The following is a 14,482-nucleotide window of genomic DNA, read 5'->3' as shown; positions in this document are numbered from 1 at the left end:
ATGATTTTTGAGAATGTAGAGAAATGTTTCAAGGAGGACAAGATGGATCAGATTATACTGTGGTTAAAGTACTTTTTTTTGGGTATCGTTCAAGGGGCAACGGAGCCGATTCCGGTCTCCTCCAGCGGTCATTTAATTATTGCCCAGCGACTAATGGGACTGAAGCAAAATGGCCTTTCGTTTGAAATTTTGACGAACACCGCTTCATTAATTGCCATTGTTTTTATTTTTCGGGAAGACATCATGAAGCTGATTACCGGTGGATGGGGTTACTTAACCACTCGTAAACCGGAATATCGAGCAGACTTTATGTTTTGCTTATATATCGTGATCGGAACGATTCCGGCTGCTGTTATCGCTGTATTTTTCAAGGATCAGATTGAAGAAATTTTCTCATCCGTCTATACAGTTGCTGTTGCCCTGTTAATTACAGGTGTGGCGCTCTGGCTTATTCGTAATCTGCGAGGCCGCAAACAGGACGGTGACTTAAAAACAAAGGACGCCGTGCTGGTTGGACTCGCTCAGGCCGTTGCTCTTATTCCGGGAATCAGTCGTTCAGGGGCTACCGTTATCTCTTCTATTGCAGTCGGTATGAAACAGGAAACGGCGTTAAAATTCTCCTTTATGCTCTATATCCCGATCAGTATCGGCGGTGTGATTATGGGTGCTTCAGATATAGCGCATGATCCTAACCGTGCACAGCTGGCTATTCCTTACCTGATCGCGTTTATCACAACGCTGGTCGTTACCTATTTCTCAATGAGATGGTTTATGGGCATTATGGCCCGTGGCAATCTGAAGTATTTTTCATATTACTGCTTTGCGGCAGGAACATTGTTACTTATCTTTTTATAAAAAGGATCTCTATACACAGCAAAGGGACAACCATGGCGGTTGTCCCTTTGTGCTTGTAATTCGTTTTATCCGCTGTTTTCCTCTCATTCGCTCGGTTATAGCTTTTACTCTTACTAGTTCTACACTCCACTTTGATGCTGAGCTTACGGTTTGGCATATTGCAAAATGGCGATAGCCGCTTGTACTCGCAGTCCTTCATCTTTGCTCAGCAATGCCTCTTGAAGTACTTGCAGCGCGCTATCAATCGTGGATTGCTCAACTCGTGGAAGTGTGTGATCATGTGTTAACGTTTTGAATAATTCTGGTGCTACCCGCTGAGTTTCTTGGTTCAATGCTGTCCCAACACTCCCCGCTGTATCGCTATTCCCCCTAAGAGCTTGATCCAGCCTCGCCTGCTTTACAGGCAACTTAAATTGGGCAACAACATTGGGTTCTTGCAGCAAAGTTTGCATGTGTTCATTAATATCCTCCAGCGGTACCCGTCCAAGCCAGGTTACGCCCCTGCGGTGGCATATAATATCATCGCTTGTGCCAATGGAGTCGTCATAATAATAATCGCCGAGATCTCCGACATACATCCAATCCTCATCCTTAATCACAACATAATCCCCATCATTCATCGCGTCTGCAAACAGCTGGATCGTCTCCAAAACGTCGCCTGAATTATCCGCAATAATTCCATAGGTTTGCTCCAACAGTTCACGTAATTCCTCCGATGACGCCTGCTCCAGATCGCCAAGCGCTGACCACGGGATGCCGATATAGTTATCCTCCAGAAAATTTTTCACTTTACTTACTCCGTCTAAGGTCGATTGAACGTAAAACAGATTCACAGATGCCGCCTTCCCTTCCTTCTTACTATAAGCCTAGTTAACCATTGGAACGCTCCTATGTCTACTTCCATAGCAGATTATCTTCCTTCAATGGCGGTCACTGCTTCAAATCACCTTCGCTATCTCACCTTCCCTATCAAACCTTTCCCAATTAACTCTCTTATCCTCACTCCTCTATCTTGTTAGTCCCGTCTGCTATAGCACAAAGCTATAGCTGGATATAATTTAATGGAATTACTTAATAACCATACTTCTGTGATACCTTGTTGTTAACACATTGCAGAGGGGTTATGGCAAATGACAAAAAGCAGCGTATTGGGATACCCGCGAATCGGAGCCGATCGGGAATGGAAAAAAGCACTTGAGGCCTTTTGGTCAGGAAAAATACAAGAAAACGAACTTCACGCGAGATTACAAGAGATTCGTTTAGATCATTTGCGCAAGCAACAAGCCAAAGGTATCGATCTGATTCCAGTGAACGATTTCAGTTATTATGATCATATTCTGGATACAGCCGTGATGTTTGGTATTGTGCCAAAACGCTTTGCTTATACCGGAGGTGCTGTGCCTCTCTCCACCTATTACGGCATCGCCCGTGGAACGAAAGATGCCGCAGCCAGTGAAATGACCAAATGGTTCAATACGAACTATCACTATATTGTACCTGAATTGAATGATGCTTCGCCGATTTTAACCGAGAATAAACCGCTGATCGCATACCTTGAAGCCAAAGAGAAGCTCGGCATTGAAGGCAAACCGGTCATCGTTGGACCGCTGACCTTCCTGAAGCTCTCCAAAGGCTATGATGCCTCCGAAACAGACACTTGGCTGGATCAGCTACTTCCTCTCTACACTCAAGTGCTGCAAGAACTTGCAGATGCTGGCGTACAGTGGGTACAGATTGATGAGCCGGTGCTCGTAACGAAATTGAATGATGCGGATGTTCAGCGCCTGAATAAGATTTATGCAGCCTTTGCATCCGCAGTTCCTGGCTTAAATATCTTGTTACAAACCTACTTCGAATCCGTTGAAAACTACAACGAAATCATCAGCTTGCCAGTTCAAGGTATCGGTCTTGATTTCGTACATGGATTGGAAGGTAACTTGCAATCTATTCAAACGAACGGTTTTCCGGCAGACAAAGTGCTGGGTGCGGGTATCATTGATGGACGCGGCATCTGGAAAGCATCCCTTCAAGACAAGCTGACATTACTCCAGACGCTTACTTCACTCGTTAACCCTGAAAGGTTAATTGTGCAATCCTCCTGCAGCTTGCTGCATGTACCTGTCACAACAGCACGCGAAGCTAAACTTGCTGCTGAGCTCAAAGATGCACTTGCATTTGCGGATGAAAAGCTGGATGAGATCGTTATTTTGACCCAAGCAATCCGCAGCACTGATGCGGACATCACCGCTAAAATTAAAGACGCCGAGCAAAAACTACAGGCATTGCAAAGCTCCGGAGATCGTAACCGCAAAGCCGTGCAGGAAGCCGTTGCTTCCATCCGTGTACAAGAGCCTAACCGCTCACGTCCATTTGCCGAACGTCATGTTGCCCAGCAAGAAAAGTGGCAATTGCCTCTCTTCCCAACGACAACGATTGGCAGTTTCCCGCAATCCACGGAGGTTCGAAAAGCTCGCCAACAATGGCGCAAAAACGAGCTGAGCAATGAACAATACGCTTCCTTTATCCGCGATCAGATTGACAGCTGGATTAACATTCAAGAAGAGATTGGTATTGACGTGCTGGTTCACGGTGAGTTTGAACGCACCGATATGGTCGAATTTTTCGGCGAGAAGCTGGCTGGATTTGCCTTTACGCAATATGGATGGGTACAGTCCTACGGATCACGTTGCGTGAAACCACCTGTTATTTTCGGAGATGTCGAATTTGTAGGTGAAATGACGGTTGAGGAAACGAAGTACGCACAGTCGAAGACAGACCGCCCTGTTAAAGGTATGTTGACAGGCCCGATCACCATCATGAACTGGTCCTTTGTACGGGATGATATTGAACGGGAAACCATCGCGTATCAATTGGCGTATGCACTCAGACAAGAGGTTGAAGCGCTCGAAAAAGCAGGCATCGGCATGATTCAGGTGGATGAACCTGCCGTCCGTGAAGGCCTGCCGCTCAAGGAGAATAAACAAGCCGATTATCTGGATTGGGCCGTCAAAGCGTTCCGCATTACGACATGCACCGTACAGGAAACCACCCAAATTCATACCCATATGTGCTATTGCGAATTCCACGATATGATTGATTCTATCGAAGCAATGGATGCCGATGTGATCTCCATTGAAACATCGCGTAGCCATGGGGAGTTAATTCACAGCTTTGAAGAGAATACGTATGAGCTCGGTATTGGACTTGGCGTATACGACATCCATAGCCCGCGTGTACCAAGCGTCGAAGAAATGAGTAACATGATTGACCGTGCTTTGCGTGTGCTCGATCCGAAACTGTTCTGGATTAATCCAGACTGCGGCCTGAAAACCCGCGGACAGGAAGAAACCGTGGCTTCACTAAGAAACATGGTAGATGCTACCCGGATTGCCCGAGCGAAGTACAATGCTACTCCTGTTCTGAACTAGATAAGCTTACAACTGATGATTCGTATGGAAGTTTTAATAACAGATAAACTTAATCTGCATAGTCTCTGTTTTGTTCTAATAGCAACACTGAAAAAGCCGCAATCCTGATCATGCAGGATTGCGGCTTTTTAAAGTATCTCCCTGTGCAGGGGAACCAGATTAAACTTTGACTGTATACATCCATTCTTTTTCAAGAATATGGGTACGACCAGCTGATTCCACATCGGTATATTGATGCATGTTTGTAATAATGACCGGCGTAATCATGCTGTAACCCGCTTTTTCGATCTCTTCACGATCAAATTCCATCAATAGGTCGCCTACGGATACCTTAGCTCCAGCCTGCACCTTTGGCGAGAAAAATTGGCTTTTCAGCTTTACCGTATCAACTCCAATGTGAATCAGCAACTCTGCGCCAAGATCACTTACGAGACCAATAGCATGACCACTCTTAGAAACAGAGAATACTATGCCGTTAACCGGGGAAACTGCACGTCCTTCTGAAGGTTGAATGGCAAATCCTTTACCCATCATTTCTTCTGAAAAAGCAGGATCTGGAACCACGCTAAGTGGCTTAACTTCCCCATTGATTGGGCTGAATATTTGTTCATCCTGTAATTTAATATCTTCAGCTACTACATTAGTCTCTTCAGTTACTACAGGTATAGTTCCAGACGTTGCTGATGGTGCAGGTACGTCTTCCTGGAAGCCCAGAATATAAGTAATGACGCTAGCTACAACGAATGCAATTAAAGCAGCAATCAGTGCATATAGCAGGTTGCTAATGTCTGGACCCACATATGAGGCAGCTCCCGGAAGACCTACTGTGCTAATGAAATAGGCTTTAACCGAAAAGGCTCCCAGAAACGCTCCAGCGACTGCGCCCCCAATGAGCGCTGCAATAAATGGTTTTTTGAATTTCATGTTAATGCCGTACATGGCAGGCTCCGTAATCCCCATAAGAGCGGTCAGTCCTGTCGAATAAGAAAGTGATTTGGTATCGGTGTTTTTAGACTTGAAGCCAACCCCAAATGCAGCACCACCCTGGGCCATATTAGCTGCGAACATCAACGGAACGATAAAATCGTAACCAAGTGTTGCAATCGAACCAACTGCAAGCGGCAACAGTGCATAATGCATGCCTGTAATAATCAGTACAGACATTGTGCCACCAATCAAAATACTTGCAAAAATGGATGCGTTATCAAATAACCATCTGATACCTCCGGATAAACCGTTTCCAATAATACCACCCAGTGGCCCAATCGCAATCAAGGTTAGGGGTACCATGATAAGTAACGTTACCGTTGGTACAATAATCATTTTGAGTGAAGCATGCGTTATACGGTCTATCGCTCTCTCCAAGTAAGCAGTGATCCAGATTGCGATGACGATGGGAATAACCGATGAAGCATAGGATGTAGCAATAACTGTAATCCCTGCAAACGATGTATTCCCCCCTTGAAACAAGGCTCCAATGGTAGGGTGCATAAGACCAGCCGCTAAGGCAGCTCCTACATAAACATTGCTACCCATTTTCTTCGAAGCGCTAACGGCTAGAAGTATAGGCAGGAAGTAGAATGCACCATCGCCAACGGCGGATAAAATGATATAGGTTGAACTTGTATTCGTCATCCAACCAACAGCCACCAGAATGGATATGATCCCTTTGATCATACCTGCGCCAGCAATGGCTGGCAGGATTGGCGTGAACATGCCCGAGATGAAATCAAACAATGCGCTAATCGGGTTCCTTTGTTTCTTTTCGCTTTTTGGAGCACTTTCTGTGCTAGGCTTATTGCTCATATTGTTCACTAGTGCTTTGTACACTTCGGAAACTTCATTGCCAATAATCACCTGAAACTGTCCGCCGTTTTCCGTTACACCCATAACGCCAGGTGTGTTTTTCAACGTAGTTTTGTCAGCTTGATTGTTATCGTTCAGATTGAATCTGAGTCGAGTCATACAGTGTGTAACTTGTTCGATATTCTTTTCCCCACCAACCAGTTTGAGAATATCTTTGGACAATTGTTGTTTATCCATGTTGTAAGGCTCCTTTGACGTAAATTAAGGTATTCTCTGACCATGGACGCGTCTGGCCAGATATAATGGAAGTACAAAACATATGTTATAACGTCATGTTACTCAGAACAGGGAAGAAAATATATATGATTTAAGTGTTTAGTTTGCTTTGACACGAAATGATTTTTGTTACAAAAGTGTAACGCCTTGTTTCTAAATCGTAGGTAATATATACTGTCTAAGCAGGCTACTTATTATTTTGACTATGGTCTAAGGAGTGCATATTTATGTTCACCAGTGAGCAAATCTCATCCTATAACGATTTAGAACTATCTTTATACAACTATATTTCTCAGAACATGGAAAAAGTGGCTTACATGCGTATTAGAGAACTAGCCAATGAAACTCATGTATCTACAGCCACCATTCTGCGATTTTGCAGAAAGAATCAATGTGAGGGATTTTCCGAATTTAAAGTAAAACTTAAGATGCTCGTTTCCCAAAAAGATAAATTAACGAAGCAAGAGTTGAAAAGTCCTCATCATGCCGTGTATGCGTTTTTTGAACATTCTCAATCTCCTGAATTGGTGGAAAAAATTTCGGCAGCAGCGAAATTAATTGCTACAGCTAGTAATGTCATTTTTATTGGTATCGGAAGCTCTGGAGTAATGGGTGAATATGGAGCTAGGTTATTTTCAAATTTAGGGATATTCTCTATGTACATAAAAGATCCTCATTATCCTATTCATACGAGAATTCAAAAAGACAGTATTACGATTGCTTTGTCTACACGAGGTGAAAACCCATATGTTCAACCTTATCTCGAGCGGATCAAGCAGGATAAGCATAAAATTATTGCAATTACAAATAATCGCCAATCTACCATGGCTAAAATTTCAGATGTATGCATTCCATATTATGTAAAAGAAGAGTATCTCGGAAGTATTGACCTCACTACACACACACCTGTTATTTTCTTATTAGAATGGCTAGGTAAAGAGGTTTACAATCTAATTGCAAAACTAGAATAAGAGTTATAGTGGAGCATCCATTCTTTCTAAATTTACGCAAACAAAAAGAGAGTCATTTCGACTCTCTTTTACGCTGCTATAGTTCTCAAATGAATGCTTACTTTAAGCTCTTTCCATTCCTTTTTTCTTCCGTGTTGCTGCAATTTGTGTCATGATCATTAGAATGATGATCACCAACATTCCAATCATAGCAGGTGTGAAGCTATGGGAAGCATCATGAATCCAGCCTAGCAATATTGGACCTATCGCTCCAATGACATATCCAGCAGATTGCTGCATCGCTGACCAGGAAGTAGCATCGTTCACATTGGTTGTAGAATCAATCGGTAACATCAGGTTTAAAGTGAACAAGCCCCCTGCCCCAACTCCAAAGAGTACAACGGAAACCATCGGCATGAAATTCATCATCAATAAAACCAACCCAACAATCATGAACAGAGATTCACCAACCAACCATACTCTTCTTGAGGGAAAGTTCTTCAATAATACAGGAAGTACAAAGCTAATCGGAATTTGGATGACAACAAATATGGTCAGACATAGCGTTGCATAGGATTTGCTATACCCCATTTCCTGAATCATCAACGGGAGCCACGCTGTAAAAGAATAAAACAACATCGCCATTAATCCAAATGAGAGCGTAATCGTCCATGCTCTTCTATTTCCCCAGGGAAGTTTAATTTGCGGACGTTCTTTTATTCCACTCACATGAGCAGATTCAGATTTCGGTTTCACCATGATCCACCACATGATCGCTGCTACAAAGGCAATGACTGCCCACCCTCCTACTGCGATCTGCCAAGAATTGAAATATGCCTCTAAGGGAATGGATACCATTGAACTGCCCGCAGCCCCTACAGTGATTGCAATACTATAGAGTGCAATCATAGATGGAACATGATCGGGAAAATACTTTTTAATAAAGCCTGAAGTTAACGGGCCAATCGAAGCGATCCCGATACCTACGATCAATGCAGATAAAAGTAAAACGGACGTAGACTGTGTAAATAGCCGAGTGGCTATTCCGATTCCCACCACAATCAGGGAATATCCAATGATTAGCTCTATTCCCCATCTCCCACTTGCTTTGACGGCAAAAGGTGAAAATACGCCCATACATAATACAGGTATTGACGTTAGCAAACTGGCTAGTGCAGCGCTCATCCCCAAATCTTCCCGAATCGTATCTAGCAGTGGAGATATAGAATTAATAGCTGGGCGCAAATTCAATGTAGCAACAAATAATGCAATAATTAAAAATATACTTTTTTTTCTCATCTTCTACTCCCGAAACAAACTGCTCCCGTTGCTTTCAATGACATCTTTGTACCAGTGGAAGGACTTCTTACGATAGCGTTCCAATGTTCCTGAACCATCATCATGGCGATCTACATAGATGAATCCGTACCGTTTTTTCATTTCTGCAGTTGTGGCACTCACCAAGTCAATGCAACCCCATGATGCATATCCCATTAATTCAACACCATCTTTAATGGCTTCAGCGACTTGAAGCAAGTGCTCCTTCAAATATTTAATGCGATAGTCATCAATAACGGTTTTGTTACCATTTTCGTCCGTAATCAGTTCATCTACGGCTCCTAATCCATTTTCAACGATGAACAATGGCTTCTGATAACGATCATACATCGCATTCATGATGTACCTTAAGCCTTGAGGGTCAATCTGCCAACCCCAATCACTCGCAGTCAAGAGCGGATTAGGAACACCACCAATCAGGTTTCCTTCTCCTTTAATTTGCTTGGCAGGATCAGCCGTTTCGCAACTGCTTTGATAATAGCTAAAGGAAATAAAATCAACGGTATTTTTCAAAATTTCTTCGTCACCAGGCTCGAAATGAATGGTAATTCCGTTATCTTTCAAATAACGTTTCATGTAACCCGGGTAATAACCACGCACGTGAACATCCGTAAAGCCTGTATTCTTATGATCCGCGTCCATCACTTTGATCATATCATTAGGGTCAGGAGTCAACGGGTAAATCGGCATAGCAATAACCATACAACCAATTTTGAAATCCGGGTTAATTTCGTGCCCAATTTTAACCGCCAGTGCACTTGCAACAAACTCGTGGTGAACCGCTTGGTACAGGGCCTGTTTGCTAAGTTGATCCTTAGGGGTGCTAATCCCGCCACTTGCAAACGGGTGTTCAAGAATCGAATTAATCTCGTTAAATGTGAGCCAATACTTCACTTTGTTTTTGTATCTTTCAAAAATGGTTCGCACATATCGTTCATAGAAATCGACCATTTTTCGGTTCGCCCAGCCATCGTATTCTCTAACGAGATGTAACGGAGTCTCATAATGAGAGATTGTAACTAAAGGTTCAATCCCGTATTTCAGGCACTCGTCAAAGAGATCATCGTAAAATTGGAGACCTTTTTCGTTTGGCTCAAGTTCATCCCCTTTCGTGAAGATTCTGGACCAAGCTATCGACGTACGAAAAACTTTGAAACCCATTTCGGAAAGGAGTTTAATATCCTCTTTATATCGGTGATAGAAGTCAATCGCAAATAACTTCATATTATCCTCTGTCGGTTCATTCGTCGGAGGTGTCTGAATGCCGTTTGGCATGATATCCTGAATGGAAAGTCCTTTTCCATCTTCTTGATATGCACCTTCTATTTGGTTTGCAGAGACGGAACCTCCCCACAAAAAACCGTTAGGAAATTGAAATGTTTTACTCATTTGGTAATCCACCTTTCTTTTAAACCTTCTGCGGATCTGGATATAAAACGAATCACGCTGTATCGGTTTTTTATCTTGTATTTGTTTTCACAACTTATGTTACATAGTTTAGTGCATAAAATACATGTTATTTCGTATTTAGTACAAGGTATCAGAGATTCACATTTGTAACATAAAAGTAACACAGTGTTTCAGAAGCTTAATACGTGCAAGCTCAAGGGTAACTGCATTCAACTACGCCATCATAGTTATGTAACAAAATAAAAAAAGCCGCCAAAATGACGACTTCATCCATGATAAGTTATTTCATATCTACAAAGTTCTGGAGACTTTCCTTAATCTGATTCGTAACTTCGTGACCATGATACGTAATCACTTTTTTAATATCAAGCTCTAACAGTTTGGCAATTGACTCTAGCGCAGTCGTATGATCCAAAGTTTGCTCGTCATTAAAGGACAAGAGACGACCATCTTCCGCATTTAAAGCATCACCAGCAATTAACGTTTGGCTCGGGATATGATATAGCGACATATGATCTGGTGTGTGTCCTGGTGTAAAGACGACTTGAATACCACCTGCCAAGGGCAGGATATCTCCATCCTTTAAAGCGGTATGAACGTGCACAGACGGTGCGAAATCTTTACTTTTGATAAGCGGAACGGTTCCGGTCAAATAGGGTACCGTTTCCTCATGCGCAAGTATCGTCACCTCGCTCCCTCTTGCCTCAACTAATTCCGGCAGACTGCCAATGTGATCCCCATCTTGATGCGTGATGATGATATGCGTCAGCTTATTGAAACTGAAATTCTTCTTTTCGAGTAACGTACGAATTTGTGCCAATTGCCCAGTAATGCCCGTATCAACGAGCACTACATTCTGTTCATCCCATAACAATGTTGGATATACTATAAATGGTTCCCATAATATTCCATTTCAAGCTTTATCGTTTTGATTCCGGTATTCGGTTGAGACATAGACATTCACTCCTTGAATTCGTAAAGATATTATATTACTTAAAGTAAGTCAGAAGTCAACACTTTTTCAGCTCACTCTCTTATTGGTTTGGTACTTAATGCTACAAACATAGCTAAAAAAGATGCCTTCTCTTCTTCTTTTTTGTACGTTTTCATTTGAAAATGAAAGAAACCCAAGGTTATAATTCACCCGGGTTTCTCACTATTTAGTGCTGTATTCAGAATGACTCGCAACTTATAGTTCATCATCCATATGATCTACTCCCCACTTGCATAGCTCTTGCAGAGCAGGGATGAGGGACTTGCCACGCTCTGAAAGGTAATACTCAACTTTAGGCGGTACTTGTGAGTATTCATGGCGTGTAATGAGCGAATCAGCCTCCAGCTCTTTTAATTGATTACTGAGCATTTTGTGTGTAATTCCTTGAAGCGCTCTTTTCAACTCACCGTAACGCATAATGTCTTCCTTCAGTAGTAAAAATAAGATATGTAATTTCCATTTACCACTAATTAGCGATAAGGTATACACAAATGATTCATTGCTGTCTTCTTTTTCATTTTTTGTTTTACTTGGAATCATCTAATACTCTCCTTTTGGATAGTATCTCACTAAAAAGTGCATACTATTCTTTTTTTATGCTTGCATTATACTATACATCAGTGTTCAACAAGAAAATAAGCTAATAATGAAAAGGTGAATAAATAATGGCAATTACGCCTGTTGATTTAAAGAAAGCATACCGTTTATTGCAAGTAGGTCCAACAACCATGATTTCTGCTAAACACGATGGGATAGAAAATGTAATGGCAGCCGCTTGGGTCGGTCTGGTGGGAAATAATAAAGTGATGGCATACATCGGCAAACAAGCTTTCACACGTGAACTCGTTGAAAAGAGTGGTTACTATGTAGTACATGTTCCAACTGTTCAACAAATGGAAACGGTCTTGTATGTTGGTGAGCACAGCGCTAAAGGAATGGACAACAAACTTGAACATATCCCAATCTTTTACCAAGAAGAGTTTGATTTACCACTAGTTGAAGGTTCCGCTGGCTGGCTAGTATGCAAGGTTATCCCCAATTCTCAAAATGAACAAGAACTTGATCTTTTCATGGGTGAAATTGTCGGTGCTTGGAGTGATGATCGAGTATTCAACAACGGACATTGGATTTTTGATGATGCTCCTGATGAATTACGTACAGTACACTATGTGGCTGGCGGTCAATTCTATGCGATTGGAAAAGGTACTAAATTTAATCACGGACCTGGTAAAGACTAAATTACATCCGTAAAGAAAACTCTCAACTTCCATTTTGGTTACATGAAATGATCAAAGAGATAATATAAATTTTCTCAGTACGAACAGGGGAATCTTTTTTGAAATATACAAAAAAACACAAAAAAAGTAGCTACTAATAGCGACTCTTTTTGTGTTTTGGGGTTAAAGCTAAGTTCATCTTTCACTATTAATGATAAGTCAAATTCCGCTTAAAAGCATATTCAATGGTTAAGGAAGCTAGTAATACTTTACAATGAAAGGGTTAGCTCATCGCAGGCTGAAGTGATTCCAGCAGTTGTTTAATCTGCTCATCATACTCCAGTTCAAATGATGGAAGAATCTCATCCAATCTTTGCTGGAACAAATCAGAATCATGTACACCAAGCTCTGCCCTTAATTCCATCTCCTCTTCTGAACCATTATCGTCCAGAATCATATTCAGCACGTCACAATTAAAATATTCACTTGGAGGAAGGATCAGCGCATTCATCAGGAATTGCATAGAGAAGAGATAGTTGTCTTTTTCCTGATCCGCTTTTTCCATCGCTTTCTTCGTAAATAAGTTGATATATTTCTGACCAAAAGTAACTCCTTTCAGTTCGTAAGGTCCTCCATGTTCCACCCTTTTCCAACGCATGTCAGCCACAGAACTAAGCCACCAAGCCGGTTCGATGGCCTGCTGCATACGCTGTAACACCTTACGCTCAAACTGTGGTTCATGTTGTATGCGCTGTTCTTCCAGACATTTGCCTATCGTCTCGGCTTCAATCGCCGCAACAGTTATGCCTTGTCCGTGAATAGGATCAAAACCACACAATGCGTCACCCAGAACGAGTAAGCCCGAAGGCCAATTCTCCATCAGTTCAAAATGCTGACGAACAGACTCGGAAATACGGTATCCTCTAGGCCCTTGCAAGGGCTCTAATTGCTCCATAAGTCCGACGATTTTATCTGCTGCAAACAGATGTTTGATTTGTTCTTGAAACTCCTCCGGCTGAGTAGACGAGTATTCATCTCCTCCTGCATTAAAAAGAATGAGTCCAACAATATCATCCTCAATACGCGTAAATATACCTGCACGAATACCTCGCTCAGGATCGGAGTCAGACATCACCCATTCGTTCGGAATGGAGCCTTTTATTTTGTAATACCGGGTACTGTAACCAAGAGATACCTTAAGCACTTCAGGCTCTGGTACTGTTAATCCGATCTTATTAAGCCATCTGATGATCTTGGAGGAACGTCCAGAAGCATCAATAACCATATTTGCTGGAATTCGCTCTTCCTTCTTTTCTCCGCTTCTTTCTTTGGTATAAACGCCGGTAATGGCACGCTGATCTTCAGATACGATTAGTCCAGTCACTTCTTTGTTTGTTAAAAAGCTGATCTGAGACATATTCTGGATTCGCTTGCGCAGCACCCATTCCAGTAAAGCTCTGCTACACGATGCAATTTCAAACGAAGAAGAGTCCTCCTTGTTGACTAATGTGCCGTATCGGTTAGCAATCAGGAACTGCTCATCATGTGAGGATATCGCTCCCATTTGAATTAATTCATCATTGTATCTCGGGAAGTAATGCTCCATAATAAGTGCGCCACGTGGTTGTACACGGTGTGGATGAAATGATTGAGGAACACCCTGCCTGTTATCTGGATTCAAAGGGAACTCATCCCTTTCAATCACACATACCTCGTCATAATAGTCAGCTAACATTCTGGCAGTAATCAACCCTGCAATCCCTGCCCCAATGACTATCGCTTTTTTCATGTCAGACATTTCAACTTCATCCTTTCTTCAGAATTATATTGAATGTACGGTTGTAGATCGCTAAAAATATTACTTATAATACCAATATATAATCAAAATCTCTCTTATGTAAGAATCAATATAAAGACGCTGTATAGTTAAACTACGATATCGAGGAGGTGTAGATGAAATTATAGAGAAAAAGGTTGATTTAAGAGTTGCCCGAACTAAAAAGTTGTTAACCACTGCCTTTAAAGATCTGTTATCCGAGCAAGGACAATCATTCAGTAATATCACGATTAATGAAATATGCGACAGAGCGATGGTTCACCGTACCACATTTTACAAACATTTCGAGGATAAATTTGCACTGTTACACTCGACACTAACCTGGGTGCTTCAGGATTATTTACACATGAATATAGAAGATCGGCTACGGC

Annotated in this window: 11 protein-coding genes and 1 pseudogene; 5 read left to right on the top strand and 7 right to left on the bottom strand. The window is 42.0% G+C overall.

Features of this window, described 5'->3' with window-relative positions; translation table 11 throughout:
• Nucleotides 1–42: 42 nt before the first annotated feature.
• Nucleotides 43–855 (top strand): undecaprenyl-diphosphate phosphatase, encoded by an 813-nt coding sequence (locus MHI38_RS01405; protein WP_154889202.1) that lies wholly within the window; start codon nucleotides 43–45, stop codon nucleotides 853–855.
• A gap of 143 nt (nucleotides 856–998) precedes the next feature.
• Here the strand turns inward: MHI38_RS01405 and MHI38_RS01400 are convergent, their stop codons facing one another.
• Nucleotides 999–1,688, bottom strand: coding sequence for a hypothetical protein (locus tag MHI38_RS01400; RefSeq protein WP_154889204.1), 690 nt, complete (start codon nucleotides 1,686–1,688; stop codon nucleotides 999–1,001).
• 297 nt (nucleotides 1,689–1,985) lie between these two features.
• Here MHI38_RS01400 and metE point away from each other — a divergent pair, with 297 nt between their 5' ends.
• On the top strand, nucleotides 1,986–4,283 hold the full coding sequence (gene metE, locus MHI38_RS01395; protein WP_154889207.1) for a 5-methyltetrahydropteroyltriglutamate--homocysteine S-methyltransferase: 2,298 nt from the start codon (nucleotides 1,986–1,988) through the stop codon (nucleotides 4,281–4,283).
• 159 nt (nucleotides 4,284–4,442) lie between these two features.
• Here the strand turns inward: metE and MHI38_RS01390 are convergent, their stop codons facing one another.
• A complete protein-coding gene (locus tag MHI38_RS01390) occupies nucleotides 4,443–6,326 on the bottom strand; it encodes a beta-glucoside-specific PTS transporter subunit IIABC (RefSeq protein WP_341180857.1) in 1,884 nt (627 codons plus the stop codon).
• Nucleotides 6,327–6,592: 266 nt separating this feature from the next.
• Here MHI38_RS01390 and MHI38_RS01385 point away from each other — a divergent pair, with 266 nt between their 5' ends.
• Nucleotides 6,593–7,336: a MurR/RpiR family transcriptional regulator gene (locus MHI38_RS01385; RefSeq protein WP_154889211.1), complete on the top strand. Its 744-nt coding sequence runs from the start codon at nucleotides 6,593–6,595 to the stop codon at nucleotides 7,334–7,336.
• Between the two features lie 102 nt (nucleotides 7,337–7,438).
• Here MHI38_RS01385 and MHI38_RS01380 read toward each other — a convergent pair whose 3' ends face one another.
• The 4 genes from MHI38_RS01380 to MHI38_RS01365 all read right to left on the bottom strand — a co-directional run bounded on the left by MHI38_RS01380 (nucleotide 7,439) and on the right by MHI38_RS01365 (nucleotide 11,597).
• Nucleotides 7,439–8,614, bottom strand: a complete 1,176-nt coding sequence (locus tag MHI38_RS01380; protein ID WP_341180856.1) for an MFS transporter — start codon at nucleotides 8,612–8,614, stop codon at nucleotides 7,439–7,441.
• A gap of 3 nt (nucleotides 8,615–8,617) precedes the next feature.
• The gene (locus tag MHI38_RS01375; protein WP_341180855.1) at nucleotides 8,618–10,042 is read right to left on the bottom strand and encodes a glycoside hydrolase family 1 protein; all 1,425 of its coding nucleotides are present in this window, start codon (nucleotides 10,040–10,042) and stop codon (nucleotides 8,618–8,620) included.
• 301 nt (nucleotides 10,043–10,343) lie between these two features.
• Nucleotides 10,344–10,937, bottom strand: coding sequence for an MBL fold metallo-hydrolase (locus tag MHI38_RS01370; protein WP_341180854.1), 594 nt, complete (start codon nucleotides 10,935–10,937; stop codon nucleotides 10,344–10,346).
• A 315-nt stretch (nucleotides 10,938–11,252) separates the two neighbouring features.
• Complete coding sequence (locus MHI38_RS01365; RefSeq protein WP_154889219.1) at nucleotides 11,253–11,597, bottom strand: winged helix-turn-helix transcriptional regulator; 345 nt, start codon at nucleotides 11,595–11,597, stop codon at nucleotides 11,253–11,255.
• Nucleotides 11,598–11,722: 125 nt separating this feature from the next.
• Here MHI38_RS01365 and MHI38_RS01360 point away from each other — a divergent pair, with 125 nt between their 5' ends.
• Nucleotides 11,723–12,295 (top strand): flavin reductase family protein, encoded by a 573-nt coding sequence (locus MHI38_RS01360; RefSeq protein WP_154889221.1) that lies wholly within the window; start codon nucleotides 11,723–11,725, stop codon nucleotides 12,293–12,295.
• 262 nt (nucleotides 12,296–12,557) lie between these two features.
• Here the strand turns inward: MHI38_RS01360 and MHI38_RS01355 are convergent, their stop codons facing one another.
• Complete coding sequence (locus MHI38_RS01355) at nucleotides 12,558–14,072, bottom strand: FAD-dependent monooxygenase (RefSeq protein WP_154889223.1); 1,515 nt, start codon at nucleotides 14,070–14,072, stop codon at nucleotides 12,558–12,560.
• Between the two features lie 205 nt (nucleotides 14,073–14,277).
• Between MHI38_RS01355 and MHI38_RS28705 the strand changes: the two are divergent.
• Nucleotides 14,278–14,409 (top strand): annotated as a pseudogene (locus MHI38_RS28705) (TetR/AcrR family transcriptional regulator); the annotation flags it as partial.
• Nucleotides 14,410–14,482: the final 73 nt, after the last annotated feature.

It is taken from the genome of Paenibacillus sp. FSL K6-1558 (genome assembly GCF_038002565.1).
GTDB lineage: Bacteria > Bacillota > Bacilli > Paenibacillales > Paenibacillaceae > Paenibacillus > Paenibacillus polysaccharolyticus.
Note: the sequence above shows the minus strand (reverse complement) of the source record. Positions and strands in the feature narration are given on the sequence as shown.

Bases quoted from the DNA above. Each gene is read 5' to 3' on its own strand.
- MHI38_RS01375 (WP_341180855.1), bottom strand. From the start codon at position 10,042: ATGAGTAAAACATTTCAATTTCCTAACGGTTTTTTGTGGGGAGGTTCC.
- MHI38_RS01405 (WP_154889202.1), top strand. From the start codon at position 43: ATGGATCAGATTATACTGTGGTTAAAGTACTTTTTTTTGGGTATCGTT.
- MHI38_RS01390 (WP_341180857.1), bottom strand. From the start codon at position 6,326: ATGGATAAACAACAATTGTCCAAAGATATTCTCAAACTGGTTGGTGGG.
- MHI38_RS01380 (WP_341180856.1), bottom strand. From the start codon at position 8,614: ATGAGAAAAAAAAGTATATTTTTAATTATTGCATTATTTGTTGCTACA.
- MHI38_RS01385 (WP_154889211.1), top strand. From the start codon at position 6,593: ATGTTCACCAGTGAGCAAATCTCATCCTATAACGATTTAGAACTATCT.
- metE (WP_154889207.1), top strand. From the start codon at position 1,986: ATGACAAAAAGCAGCGTATTGGGATACCCGCGAATCGGAGCCGATCGG.
- MHI38_RS01360 (WP_154889221.1), top strand. From the start codon at position 11,723: ATGGCAATTACGCCTGTTGATTTAAAGAAAGCATACCGTTTATTGCAA.
- MHI38_RS01355 (WP_154889223.1), bottom strand. From the start codon at position 14,072: ATGTCTGACATGAAAAAAGCGATAGTCATTGGGGCAGGGATTGCAGGG.
- MHI38_RS01365 (WP_154889219.1), bottom strand. From the start codon at position 11,597: ATGATTCCAAGTAAAACAAAAAATGAAAAAGAAGACAGCAATGAATCA.